Raw genomic sequence first — 20,773 nt, 5'->3', positions numbered from 1 at the left:
GGAACTTGGCAAAAATCCGACCGTTTCGGGCCATTCGTCCATTAGAAGAAAAAGCAGCGGAAGTTGCAGCTTTACCGTATGACGTATTAAATAGTGAAGAAGCAAGAGAGGTTGTAAAAGGGAATCCGTATTCTTTCTTACACGTTGATAAAGCAGAAATTGATTTAGACCCGGCGCTTTCACCGTACGATGATCGTGTATATGAAAAAGCGGGTGAAAATTTAAATCGATTTATAAGAGAAGAAGTATTCATTCAAGACGAAGAGCCAGCGCTTTACATTTATGAACTGACGATGCAAGGAAGAACACAGTCAGGCCTTGTCGTTTGTACATCTATTGATGAGTATGAAGATGATACAATTAAAAAACACGAAAGAACGCGTCATGAAAAAGAACTAGATCGCATTCGCCACGTAGATGTGTGTGATGCAAATACCGGTCCTATCTTTTTAACGTATCGTACTAAAGAAGAGATAAAGCGTTTCATTTCCAGCTGGAAAGAAGAACATGCGCCAATCTATACATTTACAGCAGAAGACGGCGTTAGGCATGTTGCGTGGAAAATAGCTGATGAAGAAGTAGTTGCAAGTTTAGTAAACTTATTTGAAGATGTCCCTAACTTGTACATTGCAGATGGGCATCACCGCTCAGCATCAGCGGCGAAAGTAGGGCTAATGCGAAGAGAACAATATCCGAATTACACAGGGGAAGAGGAATTTAATTTCTTCCTATCTGTTTTATTCCCTCATGATGAATTATCCATTTGGGACTATAACCGAGTTGTGAAAGATTTAAACGGGTTATCAGAAGCGCAGTTTTTAAAGCAAATCACGCAATACTTTTATGTAGAAGAAGCACCTGTTTTTCCGTATAAACCAAATGAGCCGAAAACATTTGGTATGTATGTAAACGAGAAATGGTATAAGCTCACAGTGAAAGAGGAAACGTTTGATGCGAATGATCTCGTTAAAGGTTTGGATGTATCTATTCTGCAAGATCATTTATTAAGCCAAGTACTTGAAATACATGATCCGCGATCTGATTCACGTATTGATTTTGTCGGAGGAATCCGCGGATTAGAAGAACTAGAACGCCTTGTAAAGAGCGGGGAATATAAAGCAGCATTCGCATTATATCCGACATCAATGGAAGCTTTATTAGCAATCGCAGACGCTGGGGAAGTAATGCCACCAAAATCAACGTGGTTTGAACCGAAACTGCGCAGTGGATTGTTTGTACATTCTTTAAAATAAAGTGAAACTTTAATCAGCGGGGGGTTTCTTCATCCCCCACTGATTATTAGCCCTCACCAATCGGACTTTTATGGGCAGCCCGACCCCCACCTAACTTCTTTGTTTTCGCTGAATTTTGAGGTGGGGGTCTTACTGCCTATTAAAGCGGGATAAATAGACTTCTTTAGATTGAAAAACCGAAATGATTATAGTTTCGGTTTTTCTTATTTTAAAAGTGTTTTTGAGGAGGGGTATGGATAAAATTGCAAGTAGGCGAAAAAATCACTTTTGAACGAACTTTTACAAAAGAAGATGTTGTTTTATTTACAGAAGTATCGAAAGATGAAGGCGTTCATCATGTTACACCAGATGAGCAGGGGAGATTTGTTGTACAAGGGCTGTTAACATCAACATTGCCTACAAAAATTGGCGGTGATTATAATGTACTAGCTCGCAAGATGGATTTTGAATTTGTACGTCCTGTTTTTAGCGGTGATACGATTCGCTGTGACGTAACTATTGAACAATTTGAACCTGATGAAAAAAATCGTACAAAGATTATGGCGATGTTTATATGTAGGAATCAGGGTGGAAAGGAAGTTATGAAGGGTAGTTTTTCGGGGATTATTCTTTAATTAGTAGGAAAAGTAATGAGTAGGTGGGGGCCATGTCTTTCGGGCTTAGATTTTTCATTCCACTATAACGAAAATTTTATGCATTGCTGAATACTAATAATAAGACGTTATGTAATATACTCTGTTCTTTCTTAACTAATAGAAGAATAGTTGAATAAGCTCGTCAACAAAAAGGACATTCCTAGTATTACAAGAAATGTCCTTTCCACTAAATTATTGGATATTTTGCTAAAATTCCAACTCTAAAATTAGTTTACTGGTTTGACCTGTAAACTGATAATTATAGGACCCTCTCAGATTTTCTAAGTTACCAGTAGCTTTAATAATTGTTCCTGGGGAATCTAAATTTCCTTTATCAAATATTCCTTGCTCTATAGCTGTAAATGTCCCTTGTCGCCCCTTATAAATTCCTTCAAAGTGTAAAAATCCAGAAATTTTAGCAGTAGCTAAGTGACCATCATTTATATTTGAGTCTAAATAATATAAGAAGTATTCAACAAAAGCTTTTCCTTTTAATTCACCATCAATATCATATTCGACATGTGCAATATTAATAGGGAAATCTTTTTTAGTATCATCGATTGGTTTTTCATCCCATTTACTTACTGTAAATGTTACTTCCATACACGTAATCTCCCTCAAATTATATATTTTTAAAAAGTACCAATTCACAGACATATCTCATAGGAGTGTTTTTATTCATTCCACGCCACTCTCTAAAATAGAAAAAGATACATTTTCACAATCAATTTCTGCCAACGCGCCGTAAGGTAAAATAAACTTTGGCTCGGTATGGCCAAAATTTAAATTATAAAGAATCGGTAAATCTTCTAAATTGTGTTCCTTCATAACTTGCAGTATTTCATGTTTATATTCTTCATAATACATTTCGTCTTTTGGTTTACCAAAAATGATCCCTTTTGCTTTTTGGAGAATGCCTTGCGCTGCGTAATTTCGTAACCAATACTTTATATAACTTGGTTCGGGATGGTCTTCAGAAGTTTCAAAGAAAAGGATACTATCTTCCCAATGTTTTTTCTCAGGCCAAAGCTCCGTTCCTTTTGCAAATTCGAGTACTTCTATACATCCACCAATTAAACGCCCTTGTACAGTGATGGAGCCTTGAAGTAGTTCATATCCATTGTTTTGTTGCATCGTACGTCTTGTATCCTTATTTATTTCAATCCATTCTAAACGCTCACTCGTCCATTCATGGGCCGGTTGAATTTCGCCAATAACTTCATTTGAAAAGAGAGTTCGATTTACCATTTCAATTGTATATGGATCCATCTGTACATTTTCGGCAAAATCAGTTAAAATGGCTGGGCCGTAAAAAGAGGAAACTCCTGCTTTATGGCAAAACAAGTGTGAAACGGTAACGTCAGAGTACCCCATAAAAATTTTCGGGTTTTCACGGATCACATTAAAATCTATATAAGGAAGTAAGCGGATGCTATCTTCACCGCCAATATTCGCAATAATTGCTTTCACACGCGTATCTTTAAAAGCTGTCATTAAATCTTCCGCACGAGCCTGTGGATTGTTATAAACGAATTCGCTACCTTTTAAACTATTTGGCATTGGAATAACGGTAAGACCGAAAACTTCTTCTAATCTTTTAACTCCTTGTTCATACCGCCATCTTATCTCAGAATCACCTGCGCCTCCCCATGAAGGACTTACTGTTGCCACGATATCACCTGACTGTAATCTGTTTGGTTTTATTAACATGTTAACTCCGCTCCTACATAATGTAATGGACTACAACTATACAAATTGTAGCTTTGAAAAAATATGATGCATGACTTTAGTTTCTGCATCATTAATCTGTTTACCTGCTGGTATTCAAGAATTCAGTCTTAGTGTTGAATTGCATTTGAAAATTACAGTATGCAACATTGCATAAGAAAGATGGTTGCTATTTTACACAACCTGTAACTATAATAGTTACAGGTTGGTCGTATCCAATCAAAAAATATAATCATCATGAATGGAGAGGTTACATATGGGTATGAAAAAATTAATTTTAGCAGGTGCTTTAGGTATCGCAGCATTATCAGGAACAAATTTACCAGGATTAGAACTGTCAAAAGCGAGTGCCGCTTCTATTGAATCGAATTTCTCGACGTTAGAAGGACGAGTAATAGAAGTAGATAAAGGTGTAATTGTCGTAAAATCAAAGCAATATGAAGAACCTGTTAGTGTGTATATAGATTCTCTTTCAAATGTGAAAGTAGGGGATGAAGTAAAAGTTACTGGATCTATGATGCGTAATTTCACGGAATATATGATTGCAAATACAGTTGAAAGTACTTCAAATAAATTAGGCATGCACATGAAAGAAGATGGTACTCCTGATTATGTGATTGGGGAAATATCAAAAGTGGGAACGATGGAAGGTGAAGGAAACGGTTCTACTAAATATGTCGTAGTTGAGTATCCATCGTTAAACGGGAAAAAGGTTATCATTGATGTTTTCTTAACAGAGGGACAAGTATTTCATACGGGTGAGAAAGTAAAAATTGATATGAAGTATGTTGGATGGGGCGGAAGTTCTATTAACTGGAACACAACAGACAATATTGAAAAGGTTCATGAGGTAAAGAGCGACGTTGAAAATAATGATGATGTTTGGATTTGGTCTTAATTAGAATTCTGTAATTAACAAATGTATCCCTTAGTACCCAGCAAATGATCATGTGTATGACAATTTGCTGGGTATTTTTTGTTTATTTTTACATCATTGTATCTATAATAATTTTTAAAATGCGGGTATACAGTTGAATCGAATAAACCCATATAGACAAGTGTTTTATCCTATTGCTTATACATTGATTTTATTCAAAATTGAGACTTTATTGGTCGTAAATAATAGATAATTTTGTTTTACTGTTCTGATTAAAATCCGGTCTGTTGTAGCGTATGCTGTTCCAATTCGGATTACGTTTTCTTCTTCTACACCAGCATAGGTTTCATCTTCTGTAACTTCAATAATTTCACTTAATGGAATTTGAATCTTAGCTAGTTGCCATGAAATAATTAATTCTCCATCTGTTTTTTTGACATCGATACCTAGCATGTTACCAAGACCTTTCTGTATTAAAATATCGCTATTAATTTTATTATACAGATGTAAAGGTTTTATTTCTATTGTGAAATTTGATTTTTCAATTTTTTTACAAGGTATCGTACTACGAACAAAAAAGGGTATCCGCTAGCACCTGCAATCTTCCTGAAATGAAGACGATCTTTTTTATTTTGTGAATTTTTGAGAATAAGAGATTTTTGATTAGAATATGATGTTTAAATCGGAGCGAATTTAAAAAATACAATGATGAAAGAGGTGTTTATATATGGAGCAAGATGAGGTTTATTTACGAGCTAAAAAAGAATGGAGAATTTAAAAGCGTTTTACATTCATTTAACGGTGTATATACTAGTGAACTTAATGCTTTTTATTATAAATATAAGCTCTGACTCAAGTAAATTATGGTTTTTATATCCACTTGCAGGTTGGGGGATCGGTATCGTTATACACGGATTGACAACTTTTCCATTTGGGATATTCGGAAAAGAGTGGGAAGAACGAAAGATTAAAGAATATATGGAGAAAGATAAGTAAATTTATTTTCGGAAATTATGAATATAAAATCTCATATGAATCTCTATGATCACACGCTTGATGCGAAGTCTATTTTATAGCTTCGCCTATTTGTTTTGTATTCGAAGTTAGTGCGAGTGAGTGTTCATATTCATTTTAAGCATCAATTGTATGTGAAATCAAAACTTTATTTGTAGTACATAATAAATACAGTTGTTTTACTTTTTTAATTACTTGTGGATGTAGGATGAAGTTGATTTATTACCCTATATTAAAATAAAAATAAACCACTGTTCGATTTGAATATTCCACGATATAATGGTGAGAGTTTATGACAGAATAAATATTTACATAAGAAGTGAGGTACTGTATGAAAAAAAGAACGACAGACATTATTTTTATTATTATCGGTGCATTTCTTTTTGCGTTAGGTGTTAATTTGTTTGTTATCCCGAACGAGTTTGGTGAGGGTGGGGTAACAGGTATCACGATTATTACGTACTACTTATTTGAATGGTCACCGGGCTTAGTTAACTTAATTTTAAATGCGATTTTGTTAATAGCCGGTTATAAGTTTTTAAATAAGATTACAACAATTTATACGATTATCGCTGTAGTTACGAACTCGCTATTTCTTCATTTGACAGAAGGCTGGACGATTGCTTCGGATGAAATGCTTGTAAATGCCATTTTCGGAGGAATATTTATTGGGTGCGGGATTGGTCTTATTATTCGCGTTGGTGGAACAACTGCAGGTACTACCATCTTAGCAAGGATGACGCATAAATATTTAGGATGGAGCATTAGCTATGGTTTACTGTTCTTCGATTTAATTGTTGCGTTTTCATCTTATTTCATCATTGGTGCAGAAAAACTGATGATAACAATTATTATGCTATATGTAGCAACGAAAGTGATGGAGTTTGTAATTGAAGGTTTAAATCCGAAGAAAGCCATTACGATTATTTCTGATAACCCGAATGAAATAGCTGGGAAGGTAACTACCTTAATGGGCAGAGGGGTTACGGTGTACTCAGGTCATGGCTATTACACGAAAACTCCGAAGGAAATTCTTTATGTTGTTATTAATAAGCAAGAAGTAGTGAAGCTAAAAAGGATTGTTCAAACTACGGATCCAGCTGCGTTCATCGCTATCCACGATGTTCGTGACGTATTTGGAGAAGGATTCGTTGATATTTCTAAAGCTTAGAAATTATTTTTCATTAAAATAATCTTAATACTAAAACGTAAGAATCTATTTTGAATAATCTTTTTTCAAAATAGATTCTTTTTCTTTTTCTTGCAAAAAATCCAATTGTTTCTTAAGGTAAGGATGTAGAAGGATGAACAAGAGAGGGTTTAATGAAGATGATACATATTTTATTAGCTGATGATGATAAGCATATTAGAGAATTGTTGCATTACCATTTACAAAAAGAGGGGTTTAAAGTTTTTGAAGCAGAAGATGGAAAGGTAGCGCAAGGCGTATTAGAGAAAGAGAATATTCACCTTGCGATCGTAGACATTATGATGCCGTTTGTTGATGGCTATACGTTATGTGAAGAAATCCGGAAGTATCATGATATACCAGTAATTTTATTAACTGCGAAAGATCAGTTAGTTGATAAAGAAAAAGGATTCATTGCTGGTACGGACGATTATATTGTAAAACCATTTGAGCCAGCTGAAGTCATTTTCCGTATGAAAGCATTATTGCGTCGTTATCAAATGCTTAGCGCTGACATAATAACATTACACGGAACGACAATTGACCGTAAAGGTATCGAAGTAAAGTGTAACGGTCAAACGATTTTGCTTCCATTAAAAGAATTTGAATTGTTATCACAACTGGCTAGTTATCCGGGAAGAACATTTTCGAGAGAAGAATTAATTGAATTAGTATGGGGAATGGACTTTGAAGGAGATGAACGAACGGTTGATGTTCATGTGAAGAGGCTACGAGATCGTTTCTCAAAACGAACGGATGATTTTCAAATTACGACGGTGCGCGGACTCGGGTATAAGTTGGAGTTGAAATAAAATGAAATCATTATATTCTAGATTTGTTTTTATGACAGTCGGTATTATGCTTCTTAGTAGTATTATCGGCTTTTTATTAACGAACGTATATTATCAAGTGAAGTTAAAACCGTATAATAGTGAAAAGATTTTAAAGTATGCTGAAGAAGTTAAATCGTTATATGAAAAGCAAAGTGAAGAAAATCAAGAAGCATACTTACATTCTATTGCGAAGCTAGGGTATGAAATTTATATTGTCGATGATCAAAAGAATGGAAAGCGTATCGGTAATGCGTTTCGTAAGACGACAATAAGTGATGATACCGTTCATAAAGTATTGAATGGCGAAACGTTTAATGGCGTTTCTACATATCCGACTCGCCTATTTATTACCGGTTTTTTCGATAATGAATTAATAAATAGTGTCGGTGTACCAGTACAACACGGTGATAAACAGTACGCTTTATTTATTCGTCCTGACATTCAGAACCAATTTGGTGAGATGCGAATTTTCTTAGCGGTATTACTTGGATTTATCGTACTATTAAGTATTATCTTTATAGCGATTGCAGCAGGTTATATCGTTCGTCCAATTCGTAAGTTTACGAGGGCTACGCAAAAAATCGCGAGTGGTAAATATGAAATTGAATTAGACGTAAAACGAAAAGATGAAATAGGAACGTTATCTACAAGCTTCCAAAAGATGACGAAAAGTATTAAAGAACTAGATGAAATGAGACAAGAATTCGTTTCGAACGTTTCACATGAATTCCAGTCACCGCTTTCTTCCATACAAGGATTTTCGAAGACGTTGCAAACAGAAAAGATGAGTGAAGAAGAAAGAAATCATTACTTACAAATTATTGAGGGCGAAAGTAAGCGGATGTCTAGTTTATGTAAACAGTTACTTACGCTTGCTTCATTAGATAAAGAGGAGAAAGTACTACAAATAAAAGAATTCAATTTGCAGAAGCAAATTAAAGACGTCATTTTTATGCTCGAATGGAAATGGCGTGAAAAAGATATCGCTGTTGAGTTTGATGTGCCGGATATCGCTATACAAGGTGATGAAAACTTACTTCATCAAGTATGGAGTAACATCTTTACGAATAGTATTAAGTTTTCGAACGATGCTGGAACGATTGAATTTGTTGTAGAAGAATTAGAATCGAGCATTATGATCTCTATATCAGACAACGGAATCGGTATGGAAAAAGAAGAAATGGAACGTATATTTGATCGTTTTTACAAAGTAGATACAGCAAGGGCAAGAAACGTAGAAGGTAGCGGTTTAGGATTATCGATTGTGCAGAAGATTGTGGAACTGCATCAGGGAAACGTTTCAGTGTATAGTACGAAAGGGGAAGGGACTACTGTTCAGGTGGAGCTTCCGAAATAGATGGAAGAGGCTGTTTGGGAACAGCCTCTTCTTTTTTGTCGCTAGTATACGTGTAAAGTGAAAAAATGTGAGTCATTTTCATTACATAATCGGACGAGTTTGTGGAGTAAGATCAGGAGGAAGTTTATTTAAACATGTAGAATCTCTACAGAGTTATAAGGATTTTATTAAAACTTAAACCGTGTAGGGAGGAAATTACTTTGAAACAAATTGACTTGTTATTAAATACACTAGATTCAACATTCGATAAAGAGAGCTGGTATGCACCATTTAAACATGCTATAGAAGGACTTACAGCCGAACAAGCTATGTGGAAACCATATGGTGAGGCAACGAATACCATTTGGGAGAGCGTTAATCATCTCATTTATTATAAAGAGAGGCTTGCTGCAAACTTGGAAGGCCGTGAATGGACACATAATCTTGACGGTAATGACACCTTTTATCTTACTAAGCAATCTAATGATGATAAGGAATGGAAGGAAGTCGTCGAACGTTCTGAAAATGCTCAGCGTAATTTAAGACAGGTATTAGGTGCAATTTCCGAAAAAGAGCTTGAACAAAATTCACTTGAGGGGAAATTACTGGACATCATGCTTCATGATGCTTATCATACAGGCCAAATTATTCAATTAAGGAAAATGCAGGGGTCTTGGCCATCAAATCGATAATTGAACGTTTTATAGTTGGTGCTATTGTTGAATAAAATTTAGATATTCAAACGACTTTATTGTTATATTTTTAGTGAAGTATTTTACATTCAAAATGAAATAACTATATTTTTAACCCCGTCCCCAATTTAGAACGGGGTTATGTTTAGTTTGCTATAAAGCCGCACCTTTCCCGCGATCTACTTTAAACCGAACCCCAAAAGTATCCGCTGTAATTTCATCAGCTTTCGGCAATGCTCGTAATTTCGGATGAAGTAGCCATACGAGAGAAATAAATAAAATTCCGATGCTAGCGAGCGCAAAAATGAGTTGGCTACTAAATACATTTGCGGTGTATCCGCCAATTAAGGAACCGAACGGCATAGCAATTGTGCCCATACTTCGCATCACTGAATTGATGCGTCCAAGATATTGATTTGGAATTGCAATTTGACTAATTGTCGCGAATAATATGTTGGTCGCACCAATTGGAATCCAAGCTAGGCCGAATAAGAAAATAGATAGCCATTGAAACGGTACAATCGTAGAGAGAAACCAAAAGATAGCGCCAGTCGCAAAGCTAATAATGGAGACACGGCCAACATTACGTTTGCCAACCCATGAACTGAATAATGCACCGATGAGACTACCTGCTGATATAGCAGCCAAGAAGAAACCATATGATTTCACGCCTCCTAAAGAATCAGCGTAAGAAGGGAGTATCGCCATTGTCATACCGATTGAAAAATTAGCGACAACTGAACCGATTAAGAAGGCGCCCATTAATGAACGAAAGACGATTGAAAACCCTTCTTTTAAATCAGTGAAATATTGTTTAGTTGAAAGAGATGTGACCGTTTCGGTTTGGTTTGGTATTTTCAATGAAAAGAATAATAGGGCAGTAATCGCGAATGTAAAAGAGTCGATTACGTATAAAGTGATGGCGCCAAGTAGTGCTACTAATATGCCAGAAAGCGTCGTGCAAATTAAATCAATGCCTTGATACGCAAATGAAAAGAGTGAATTTCCTTTTAATAATTGTGTTTTATTCAGTAGAAGTGGTAAAACTTTTGATTGTGCAGGATAGGCGAATTGTTCGATAAAGGCTACGATGGGCATGATGATAAGTAGTAGTTGAACTGTTAATAGATCGAAGTAGTGTGTAATAGGAATGATTAATATAAGGATGCATTGCAGAACTTGTGTGATGACGAGGGTGTTTTTAATTGACCATCTATCAACGAATGGACCAGTAAGAAATTGAAGTGCAGAAGGTAATAGCGTAAGAAAACCAGCCAATCCAGAATAAAAAGGATTACCACTCAGCTCATATACGAGCCACATCGCTGCTACATAATACAAACTATCTCCTATGTTTGTAAAAATTCTCCCTAAAAACAGTAAGAGGAAATTCCGGTTTTTTAATACGTCCATTTAATCTACTCCTTTATAATAAAGTGAAACTTTAATCAGTGGGAGGTTTATCCCCACTGATTATTAGTTGAACCAATCGGGCATTTACGGGCAGTTAATCTCCCATCTAACTTCTTTGCTCCAGTTGAATTTTCAGGGGGATTCTTACTGCCCGTTACTGCCGGGTAAATTTATTCGGTAAAATAAATTTGACCGTTTGTATAAAAAAAATCGTATTACGATTTTTCTTCTTTTTTCACAAAGCGCTGCATTGCTCGTTCGTCGATTTGTAGTGCAGTAGTAGAAATGTAATAAGATTTACTATTTGGATCTTTATCTGCATCTTTTGTGATCTCGTTTAATTCATCCATCACTTCATAAAACTTTTTCATCCACACTTGAAATTGTTCTGGCGTGGCATCAAACTCCCAGCAAGATGAAACGTAATTCCATTCAGCTGGGTCTTCACTTACTTCTCGTAATATAAAAGCTTCTTCCGGTGCAGCGAGAATATGGCTTTTCGTCATTTCTGTCATTTGTAAAAATATTTGGCGACCTGATTCGCTTAATATTTCTACATGAGGTAATAGTTCTGCGGCAGGGGTAAAGCCTTTAGCAACAGATTGATAAAATTTTTGAATGATGCCATTCTTTTCTTCTGTATATACGATTTCTATAAGGCCATTCTTCTCTAATTCTTTTAAATGATAATGAATTTTCGCCCTTGAAATGCCGAATTTCTCAGATAGCAGTTGTCCTGTATAAGGACGTTCGCATAGACGCATCATCATTTCGGCACGTAGTGGATCGCTTATTGCTTTTAGTTGGCTATAAGTAGTTAGTGTGAACATGGGCTTCAAAATGATCAACTCCTTAAATGAAATTACTCGGTCAAGATTATTTGACTGAATTGTATCAAGGATTTTAATTATTTTCAATACTTTCTGAAAATTAAATCTTTATCTCTGTAATCTTCTGTTCATATTCCGTTCATATTTCTTTTTTATGATAAGTGCATAGAAAGAAAGAGGAAGGAGCGAGCGAAATGTTTTTAGCTCTGCGTGAATTAAAACAATCAAAATTAAGATACGGATTAATCGGACTGATTATGGTGTTATTATCATTTTTAGTCCTTGTTATTTCAGGATTGGCAAATGGACTATCATATGATAATGCTTCATCGATTCAAAATATGGAGGCAAATAAGTTCGTTTTAGCAGATGATGCGGAAAATAAATTACTTCGTTCACAAATTAAGAAAGATGATGTAGATAACGTAGTAAATCAAGTAGGCGAGAAAGAGGCCGTTCCGTTTCGTGTGAAAGTTTCAACTTATGAAAAGAAAGATAGTTCGAAAAAAGTGGATGTCGCTATTTTCTCAAGTGAACGTGATTCATTTTTAGAACCGAACATTGTAAAAGGTGAGAAATTAGGTACAGCAAACAACGAAATGGTTGCTGATGAATCTATCAAAGAAAAAGGAATCGATATTGGGGATACAATTATTGATCCTGTTTCAAAGAAAGAATTTACAATCGTTGGATTTACAAAAGATCAAATGTTTAGCCATACACCAGTCGTTTATGTAAATGAAGACGTATGGGGATCTATTTCACAACCAAACCAAAAAGATTATAGTGCAATTGCACTTAACACAGATAAAGAGATTAAAAATGCACACGTAATTGACAAAAAAGAAGTACTGCAAAGTATTCCAGGATTTAAAGAAGAGCAAGGGACATTAACGATGATCATTGCATTCTTACTAGTTATCGCTGCGTTATTAATCGGTGTATTCTTCTACGTCATTACACTGCAAAAAACACAGCAATTAGGTGTATTAAAAGCAATTGGTACGAAGAACTCTTATTTAGCAAATAGCTTAGTCGTACAGGCGTTATTCTTATCAGTCGTTGCGATGGTAATCAGTATTGTTCTTGTACAAGGATTAGAACAAATTTTACCGGCAGGTATGCCATTCTTATTAACAACACCGATGATTGCACAATATGCAGCAATCTTTATCGTCATTAGTATTTTAGGAACACTTATTTCGTTATACCAAGTATTAAAAGTTGATGCATTAGAAGCAATTGGAGGCGGGATGTAATGACTTCATTATTAAAATTAGACAAAGTAAGTAAAGTGTACGGAGAAGGGAACACGGAAGTAACAGCCCTTCATCCGATGTCGCTTGATGTGAAAGCTGGAGAGTTTATCGGAATTGTCGGTCCTTCTGGCTCAGGGAAAAGTACGTTATTATCAATCGCGGGTGCTTTATTATCACCGTCAAAAGGGGATATTTACATTCGTGAGCAAAATATTACGAAGCTATCAGAAAAGGAAATGACAGATATTCGTTTGAAAAAAATCGGATTCATTTTCCAGTTCGCAAATCTTGTTCCATATTTAAATGTAAAAGAACAATTGCTCTATATTGCAAAGCTTAAAAAAGAAAACAAACAAGAATCAGAAAAGCGTGCGGATCATTTATTAGCGGCATTTGGATTAGGAGAAAGAAAAAATCATTATCCAAATCAACTATCTGGCGGGGAAAAACAAAGGGTCGCAATCGCTCGTGCGTTCATGAACAACCCAGACTTAATATTAGCAGATGAACCAACTGCAAGCTTAGACTCAAAACGTGCACGTGAAGTCGTAGAAATGATGAAACGTGAAGTGAAAGAAAGCCAAAAAGCAGCAATTATGATTACACATGATGAAAGAATGCTTGATGTATGTGATCGTATATTGACGCTTAGAGATGGGAAGTTAATATAAAGAAAAAAGACAATCGCACATAAATGTGCGGTTGTCTTTTTTATAAAATATAGTTATAAGGGCCTTATTTTGAGAATAACGCTTTAATTTTATTTCGTGTTACTAATAAAACGCCGCCTAATACAGATAACATACCTAAAGCCATATTGTTTGATTGCTCACTACCAGCGTTAGGAAGTTCTTTAGCATTATTGTTTGCATTTGTAGGACCAGTCTTTGTTTCTATTTGTTTCGATTGAGATACTTCATTGATCTTGTTATCTACATTTTGCTTTGTTGTATGTATCTCAGCTAATTTGTCATCAATTTTTTTCTCAGTGTGTTTAAAGTCGTTGATTTTAATATCTAAGTCTTGTTTTTTCTTTGTTAAATCATCTGAAACAGTTTGTTTCGATTGTTTTATTTCGTTTATTTTATTTAGTAAATCTTCTCTAGCTTTTTGTAATTCAGCTAGTTTGTTTTTTACATCTTGTTTAGCTAGTTCTAAGTTAGCGGAAAGGCTATCTAAATTGCCTTTAATTTTCTTAAGTTCCTCTAACGTGTTCCCAGTATTCGGCTTATTTTCTTTTAGCTCAGCAAGTTTGTCCTCAGCAGTTTGTTTTGCTTTCTTTAACTCAGCTAATTTTTCATCTACCTGTTTTTTAACTTCCTTAAGTTCATTAACCTTTTGATCGATGTTTTCTTTATGTTGCTTAATTTCATTCACTTTTTCATCGACAGTTTGTTTATGTTCTTTAATCTCATTAACCTTATTATCGATATTTTGCTTATGTTCTTTAACTTCAGCAACTTTGTCTTCTACTTGTTTTTTATGCTCTTTCATTTCAGCGATTTTATCTTCGGCGATTTGTTTGTCTTGCTGCAGTTTTGTATCTAACTCTTCTTTACGTTGTTTCATTTCGTTAATTTTTTCATCAGCAACTTGTTTACGCTCATGTAGTTCATTAACCTTCGTATCAACATTTTCCTTAACTTGGTTAAGTTCATTCAACTTTTGATCCATGTTTTCTTTGTGCTGCTGCAATTTCGCATCTAACTCTTGTCTATGTTGCTTAATTTCAGCTAATCGATCTCCCGTACTTTGCTGAGGAGTAGCATCAGTTACTTCTGCATGGGCAGAGTTTGCGCCAGCAATCATTGCTAAAGCTAGTGTAGACGCAGCAATTGTTTGTTTTGTTTTCATATTTTTGTACCTCTTTCCTATGAATGCACTCTATTGTGTAAAATTGAGCATATAAAAATAGATTATTACATCATTATATACCATGTAGGATGTCTAGAGGAAGTATTTGCATAATAATCTATCATTATGTAATTCTTATAGTCTATTATTTTTCGGTAGGGGAGAGATCTTTAGTTAGATGAACAATTCCTACTATAGTAGAGTTTACATCCTTACTATTACGAATAACAAACAAATAATCAGCCTCGTTTTCTATAGGATCTACCACATCTTCGTGAAGTGATTCAGACTGTTGTCGATCAAGTACTTCTTTGAAACTACAATAATTACCTCTAAAAATATTCGTACTTCGCGTGCTTCGAGCAACTCTTTCGTAAAGGACATCATCTGGAATATCAAAATGAACGAGTATGCGTACATATTCCTCTTTCTGGAACAATTCATTTAACAAATACATTCGGCCGTTGCGGCTTCTATTGGAGTTGCAAATAATAAGGTGTAAACTCGTATGTTCTTTTGCATAATCAACAATGAATTTTGAAAGACCGTGTTTAAATGTATTTGGGCCTTCATCCGGCTGTAATTTTTCATAATGCTTGTTAATAAATTCTGCTTGGTTATCTTGATCCATAACGAAAGAGTGAGGTAACTTTTTTTCTAGTTCTTTAGCAAATGTAGTTTTTCCGCTGTGTGTTTTTCCTACGGTAATAATGACGAATCGTTTCATATTGACCTCCATTTGTATTGTTATAATTTGGAACATTCGATGTGTATCGACAATTTTCCTGCCGAAGAATATACAAATTGGCTGAGTAGTAATGGGATGGAAATTTCACAAAAAATATTCTGTTTAGAAAGGGGGCGGAAATGCTACCGTTATTGAAATATATTATGAAAATGTTCCTGGTGAAAAGGAAATTTAATAATAAAAAGGTAGGAAATAAATACCCTTTATTATTAAATACAGCCTTTCATAAAATCTATGTTGAAGTGATTGGAAAATTAATGGAAAAGTGTTATGGTTTATTTGGAAGCGCGCATGATTTATGTTCAGTAAAAAAGGGGGATTAAAGTGGGGGCTAAAATTTTTAACGGCAGGCATATAGCCAATAGCAAGGATCAAGAGTTTGTTGTTTTTATTATTGGTATGCGTATTAATAATCTATTAAAATTTTGGAAGTGGATACCCGTTTTTAATGCTATGGGGCCTATGATTAAAGAATTGTATCAAAACCCGCAATGGGGTTTCTTACATACAGAATTCTTCTTTAGTTGGAGAAAGGTGGTCTTAATTCAATACTGGAAGGGATTCGATGAATTAGTAAGCTATGCCCACGGAAAAAATCATTCAAATGCTTGGAAATCATACAATAATAAGATTAAAGATAATGGGAGTGTCGGTGTTTTTCACGAAACGTATCAAATAGAAAAAGGCGCATCTGAAGCAATCTATGTTAATATGCCAAAAACAGGTTTATCTAGAGCTACCGAACATATACCAGTATCTCAAGATACTAATACTGCTCAAAAAAGAATGGATAAATAATTCAAAAACTTGTGTATATAATTACGGTTTTCCTGCCAGAGAATATACAAAGTGTCGGAGTGGTAGTAGGCTGAAAACTTGACAAAAAAACTTATTTATGCTATAATTTACCAATATAAAAATAAAGTGTATAATAGGGTTCTCCTGGCCAGGGGAACCCTATTTTGTTGTGAAAATGAAGGAGTGTATGTGCGTGAAAAAAGGTGAATCAAGTGTAACTTCGCTAGTATCAGCTTTCGGAAGAGCATATCATAGTGAATTTGATCGTCCTAAAATCTTTGATGATTCTGTAGCTAAAGATTTTATTTCAAAAAAAGAACGTAATGAAATTGAAATGAACATGGTTCAAGGAATACATTTTTTTAATACAGACATTGCAGAGAAGTTTCAAGACAATCCACAAGAAATATTGAAATGGATTACACAAGTTCAATTATCACCAACACCTTTGGCACGCGCGGCATATTGTGAAAGAGTATTACTACATGAGATTACATTAGGAGCAAAACAATACGTCATACTCGGTGCAGGCTTAGATACGTTCAGTTTCAGACATCGAGAATTAGAGAATGAAATAGAAATATTTGAAGTGGATCATCCTTCTACACAAAAGTTTAAGAGGGAGAGAATAAAAGACGCAGAACTTGAAACTCCAAACAACCTTCATTTTATTTCGATGGATTTCACGAAAGGATTTTCCAGTGAACAGTTACGGAATGAAGGATTTGAAAATAAAAAGACTTTCTTTAGTCTATTAGGTGTTACGTACTATTTAACGAAAGAAGAACTTTCTAGTTTAATAGAATGTCTATTTGCGATGGTTCCAGAGGGAAGCTCTATCGTATTCGATTATCCGGATGAAAACTTATTTACGGAAAAAGGACTGTCCAATCGAGTTGAAAATATGGTGAAAATGGCTGCAGTAGGCGGAGAACCGATGAAATCGTGTTTTTCTTATACCGAAATGGAAGCACTGTTAGAGAAGGCAGGCTTACTCATTTATGAGCACTTATCACCAGAGGATATTCATACATTATATTTTGAAGGACGAAACGATTATTTAAAAGCTTTTGAGACAGTGCATTATGTGCATGCGGTGAAGAAGTAGAGGATTAGTAGGCATGGGGAGAAATCTCTGTGTCTTTTTTGTATTAAATTTCCTGCCCTCGAATAAAGAGCAGTAAAACCCCTAAGTATGTAGAACTTTGATTTTCATTACAAATTTGTAAGGTTAAGTAATAAAAATCGATAGAACTAGATATGTGAATAGGATACTCTGATTATCGGATAGAATATTCTGAAAAAAGGGGTAGGGCAAATGAAGAATAGACAAAAAGCATCGATAATATGCAAAAGTATTTTATGTTTCATCATTTGTATATTCATTGCGAATGAAACATGGTATACAAATGTGGTGAGGGCAGAATCGGGTACGTTGACTGATAGGAGTATAGAGGATTTCAAAAAAAAGCTGGATGAACAGGTACCAAAATGGCAGGGGGATTATGAGGTGCCAGGGGTTGCAATAGGGATTGTACATGAGGGGCGTATTGCTTATACACTAAACTACGGTTATGTAGATAAAAAGACAAAAAAAGCGGTGAATGATGATACATTATTTCAAGCTGGTTCCATATCTAAAAGCCTTACAGCGTGGGGAATCTTGCATCTTGTAGATGAAGGACGTTTATCACTAGATGATCCCGTTGAAAAATATCTGACCAAATGGAAATTATCTAATTCAGAGTTTCATAATAATGAAGTCACAATAAGAAGATTGTTAAGCCATACAGCAGGGCTGTCTGCACATAAAGGATACCTCGGGGTTGCACCAGGGAAACATCTTGACTCTATTGAGGAATCTCTGTCTGGAAAAGGATGGCTTAATGAACCAGTGGAGGTGACCAATAAACCAGGTTCAGAAACAATTTACTCTGGTGGCGGATATACAATTTTACAACTTGTAATGGAAGAGGTTACCGGAATACCGTTTGATCGTTATATGGAAGAACAAATTATGAAACCTTTAGGAATGAAATCTAGTTCATTCTTACAACGTCCTGAAAACTATAACCTTTCGAAAGCTTATGGATATTTTGGAGAGGAGCTCCCTAGTTACCAATTTACCGAACAGGCTGCTGCAGGTCTTAAGACAAATGTTACGGATATGATGACATTGATACTTGCAAGCATGGATGCAAATATTAAAGGGAATGGTGTCATCAAAAGTGAACGTGTTACGGAAATGCAAAAGCCAGTATTAGGGGAGAATGGTTTAGGTATATTTGAAAAAAAACTATCTAATCAATGGAAATTACTTTATCATTCTGGTGACAATCGAGGCTGGCATTCTTTTTACGGTTTCATTCCTAATACAAAGGATGGATTGGTAATCCTTACAAATGGTGAAGGTGGTATAGACTTACGACAGGATATTTACCACGCATGGATTGAATATGAAACAGGAAAATTACCTGAAAGTTACTTCTCTCTAGCTGAGCAGAGAAAAAGTAATTTTATTACATCAATTGTTATTGGAGCCATACTCAGTGTATATTTGCTGCTATTTGCAATTAGATTGTACAAAGGTAGAAGAACCTTCATTTTTAAGCAAGAGAAGAGATCCTACATCGGATTAGTAGTTAGGACATTTTTACTTATTAGTACCGCTATCCTCGTTTTTTGTGCTGCCTATTTGTGGAGAGTTTTCAGCTTGAATTCCGGTAATACAATAAATTTTATTTTAATAATGGTATGGATTATAACATTATTAATTAGTGGATTTTTCCCGAAAATTAGAAGTAATAAAAAACAACGTATGAAACGAAAAGATTTAACATCAAAATTTACATGTATGTAATGTTAAAGGCTAGAAAGCTAGATTGGCGTGAATCGCTAATTGTGGTTTGCAAAAAACGACAAAATCTCTTAAAAAACAATTAACTTTTAACGTCATCTATCTTTACAATCCCTCCCTATAATGTGAAGTGGACAAGCACCTAAGAGAAAGCAGAACATGTCAGTTTGTACAATTATTTATTAGGGGGAGAATTTGTATGAAAAAGACAGTTGCTTCGTTAGCAGTTATGACAGCATTATTGCCGACGTTTTCAGCACATGCGGAAGGGAAAGAGCAAGTTCGAAAATCAGCTACAACTTTTAACGTAATTAGTGATATTCAAGGGGATTTAGGGGATTTTGATCACGTATTAAAAGATATGAACAAAGTGACACCACTTTCTAGAGCGCTTATTATGAATGGAGATATAACGCCAACTGGACAGCAGTCACAATATGATGATGTAAAGCGTGTGCTAAACAAAAATAAGCATCCGGAAAATGTATGGTCAACTGTGGGGAATCATGAGTTTTATGCTGGTAAATGGACAGCTGATGGGAAGCTCTCTCAAGGTACATGGCCAAATGGTGTAACGGAAGAAACGCTATTCAACCGTTACTTACAATTTAGCGGGCAAGAAAAGGTGTATCATAAAAAAGAATTAGACGGTTATCCGCTTTTATTTTTAGGAACTGAAAAATATATGAAATACCACGATTCAAAAATGTGGGATGAAGTATTTATGAGTGATGAGCAATTAGGTTGGTTAAAACAAAATTTAGAAGAATATAGTCAAAAAGATAAAAATAAGCCAATTTTCATTTTCTCTCATCACGTGCTACCTGATACAGTATCTGGATCAAGACAAAATCCGTATTTACAAGATTATTTAAACATTGATAAATTGTACGATATATTAAAAGACTATCCGCAAGTTGTTTTCTTCACGAGTCATACGCATTGGGATTTAAACTTGCCAGACTGGGTAGGTAAAAAGAAAATTGCAGGCGGTGATAAAAAAGGATTTACTGTTGTAAATACGGGCGGAATTGAAACAGGATGGATGTCAGCTGGACCAAATGGCGGAGAGAAGACTGCTCCTGATGGTTATTCATTTAAACAAGGGCTACAAGTGAAAGCATATGGTAACGATGTAATTGTAACAGCTTATGACTATAAACGTGATAAGGATATAAAGAAGCTATTAATTAGTGATGCGAAGGTCGCACAAATGGCACCAAATGTAACCGCTGATGATAGTAAAAATATAATTGTCGGTGCAACGGAGTATATGGAGTACTCTGTAGAAGGAACGAACGAGTGGCTGACGTATAATCCAGGAAATCCTCCCAAATTTGATGGGAACAAGATTGTATACGTACGACATAAAGGAGAAATGAATTTAGAACCAGGATTAACGCAGCTTCTTCGATTTTCGGCAAATAAGTGATTGGTAAGGGCCTACTTTTGAATGA

At 35.1% G+C, this 20,773-nt stretch carries 20 protein-coding genes and 1 pseudogene; 14 read left to right on the top strand and 7 right to left on the bottom strand.

Annotated features, from left to right (window positions below; translation table 11 throughout):
• The first annotated feature begins 5 nt into the window (after positions 1-5).
• Both FS742_RS08525 and FS742_RS08520 read left to right on the top strand, forming a co-directional pair.
• On the top strand, positions 6-1,253 hold the full coding sequence (locus FS742_RS08525) for a DUF1015 domain-containing protein (protein WP_144611960.1): 1,248 nt from the start codon (positions 6-8) through the stop codon (positions 1,251-1,253).
• 236 nt (positions 1,254-1,489) lie between these two features.
• Complete coding sequence (locus tag FS742_RS08520; protein WP_144611959.1) at positions 1,490-1,867, top strand: hotdog family protein; 378 nt, start codon at positions 1,490-1,492, stop codon at positions 1,865-1,867.
• A 228-nt stretch (positions 1,868-2,095) separates the two neighbouring features.
• On the opposite strand, the gene FS742_RS08515 is transcribed toward FS742_RS08520, so the two are convergent.
• Positions 2,096-2,491, bottom strand: a complete 396-nt coding sequence (locus FS742_RS08515) for a DUF3224 domain-containing protein (protein ID WP_144611958.1) — start codon at positions 2,489-2,491, stop codon at positions 2,096-2,098.
• A gap of 75 nt (positions 2,492-2,566) precedes the next feature.
• On the bottom strand, positions 2,567-3,598 hold the full coding sequence (locus FS742_RS08510; RefSeq protein WP_144611957.1) for a S66 family peptidase: 1,032 nt from the start codon (positions 3,596-3,598) through the stop codon (positions 2,567-2,569).
• Between the two features lie 274 nt (positions 3,599-3,872).
• Between FS742_RS08510 and FS742_RS08505 the strand changes: the two genes are divergently transcribed.
• Positions 3,873-4,514 (top strand): hypothetical protein, encoded by a 642-nt coding sequence (locus FS742_RS08505; RefSeq protein WP_144611956.1) that lies wholly within the window; start codon positions 3,873-3,875, stop codon positions 4,512-4,514.
• A gap of 177 nt (positions 4,515-4,691) precedes the next feature.
• Here FS742_RS08505 and FS742_RS08500 read toward each other — a convergent pair whose 3' ends face one another.
• Complete coding sequence (locus tag FS742_RS08500) at positions 4,692-4,946, bottom strand: SunI/YnzG family protein (RefSeq protein WP_144611955.1); 255 nt, start codon at positions 4,944-4,946, stop codon at positions 4,692-4,694.
• Positions 4,947-5,220: 274 nt separating this feature from the next.
• On the opposite strand from FS742_RS08500, the pseudogene FS742_RS08495 reads away from it, so the two are divergent.
• The 5 genes and pseudogenes from FS742_RS08495 (at position 5,221) to FS742_RS08475 (ending at position 9,557) form a co-directional block, all read left to right on the top strand.
• A pseudogene (locus FS742_RS08495) lies at positions 5,221-5,489 on the top strand (2TM domain-containing protein).
• A 349-nt stretch (positions 5,490-5,838) separates the two neighbouring features.
• Complete coding sequence (locus FS742_RS08490; RefSeq protein WP_000747488.1) at positions 5,839-6,678, top strand: YitT family protein; 840 nt, start codon at positions 5,839-5,841, stop codon at positions 6,676-6,678.
• A gap of 152 nt (positions 6,679-6,830) precedes the next feature.
• Positions 6,831-7,508: a response regulator transcription factor gene (locus FS742_RS08485; protein ID WP_097843142.1), complete on the top strand. Its 678-nt coding sequence runs from the start codon at positions 6,831-6,833 to the stop codon at positions 7,506-7,508.
• A gap of 1 nt (position 7,509) precedes the next feature.
• Positions 7,510-8,886, top strand: coding sequence for a sensor histidine kinase (locus FS742_RS08480; protein WP_144611954.1), 1,377 nt, complete (start codon positions 7,510-7,512; stop codon positions 8,884-8,886).
• A gap of 200 nt (positions 8,887-9,086) precedes the next feature.
• Complete coding sequence (locus FS742_RS08475) at positions 9,087-9,557, top strand: DinB family protein (RefSeq protein ID WP_144611953.1); 471 nt, start codon at positions 9,087-9,089, stop codon at positions 9,555-9,557.
• Positions 9,558-9,710: 153 nt separating this feature from the next.
• Here the strand turns inward: FS742_RS08475 and FS742_RS08470 are convergent, their stop codons facing one another.
• Both FS742_RS08470 and FS742_RS08465 read right to left on the bottom strand, forming a co-directional pair.
• Positions 9,711-10,970, bottom strand: coding sequence for an MFS transporter (locus FS742_RS08470; protein WP_144611952.1), 1,260 nt, complete (start codon positions 10,968-10,970; stop codon positions 9,711-9,713).
• 215 nt (positions 10,971-11,185) lie between these two features.
• Positions 11,186-11,809: an ArsR/SmtB family transcription factor gene (locus tag FS742_RS08465; protein WP_144611951.1), complete on the bottom strand. Its 624-nt coding sequence runs from the start codon at positions 11,807-11,809 to the stop codon at positions 11,186-11,188.
• Positions 11,810-11,994: 185 nt separating this feature from the next.
• Between FS742_RS08465 and FS742_RS08460 the strand changes: the two genes are divergently transcribed.
• Together FS742_RS08460 and FS742_RS08455 are read left to right on the top strand one after the other, a co-directional pair.
• On the top strand, positions 11,995-13,059 hold the full coding sequence (locus tag FS742_RS08460) for an ABC transporter permease (protein ID WP_000477765.1): 1,065 nt from the start codon (positions 11,995-11,997) through the stop codon (positions 13,057-13,059).
• The gene (locus FS742_RS08455) at positions 13,059-13,730 is read left to right on the top strand and encodes an ABC transporter ATP-binding protein (protein WP_000202604.1); all 672 of its coding nucleotides are present in this window, start codon (positions 13,059-13,061) and stop codon (positions 13,728-13,730) included. The genes FS742_RS08460 and FS742_RS08455 overlap by 1 nt, the downstream gene beginning before the upstream one ends.
• A gap of 64 nt (positions 13,731-13,794) precedes the next feature.
• Here the strand turns inward: FS742_RS08455 and FS742_RS08450 are convergent, their stop codons facing one another.
• Positions 13,795-14,913 (bottom strand): LPXTG cell wall anchor domain-containing protein, encoded by a 1,119-nt coding sequence (locus tag FS742_RS08450; protein ID WP_144611950.1) that lies wholly within the window; start codon positions 14,911-14,913, stop codon positions 13,795-13,797.
• Positions 14,914-15,058: 145 nt separating this feature from the next.
• Positions 15,059-15,640: an ATP-binding protein gene (locus FS742_RS08445; RefSeq protein ID WP_144611949.1), complete on the bottom strand. Its 582-nt coding sequence runs from the start codon at positions 15,638-15,640 to the stop codon at positions 15,059-15,061.
• A gap of 345 nt (positions 15,641-15,985) precedes the next feature.
• Here FS742_RS08445 and FS742_RS08440 point away from each other — a divergent pair, with 345 nt between their 5' ends.
• From FS742_RS08440 to FS742_RS08425, 4 genes are all read left to right on the top strand, one after another.
• Positions 15,986-16,459, top strand: coding sequence for a DUF4188 domain-containing protein (locus FS742_RS08440; RefSeq protein ID WP_144611948.1), 474 nt, complete (start codon positions 15,986-15,988; stop codon positions 16,457-16,459).
• Positions 16,460-16,652: 193 nt separating this feature from the next.
• Positions 16,653-17,567: a class I SAM-dependent methyltransferase gene (locus tag FS742_RS08435; protein WP_144611947.1), complete on the top strand. Its 915-nt coding sequence runs from the start codon at positions 16,653-16,655 to the stop codon at positions 17,565-17,567.
• A 210-nt stretch (positions 17,568-17,777) separates the two neighbouring features.
• A complete protein-coding gene (locus FS742_RS08430; protein ID WP_144611946.1) occupies positions 17,778-19,319 on the top strand; it encodes a serine hydrolase domain-containing protein in 1,542 nt (513 codons plus the stop codon).
• Positions 19,320-19,515: 196 nt separating this feature from the next.
• Entirely contained in the window at positions 19,516-20,748 is a 1,233-nt protein-coding gene (locus FS742_RS08425) for a DUF4073 domain-containing protein (RefSeq protein WP_144611945.1), read from the top strand.
• The last annotated feature ends 25 nt before the right edge of the window (positions 20,749-20,773 follow it).

The sequence above is a fragment of the Bacillus cereus genome, assembly GCF_007678085.1.
GTDB classification, from domain to species: Bacteria; Bacillota; Bacilli; order Bacillales; family Bacillaceae_G; genus Bacillus_A; species Bacillus_A cereus_BE.
The sequence above is the reverse complement of the archived record's forward strand: the minus strand, read 5'-3'. Positions and strand labels throughout refer to the sequence as shown.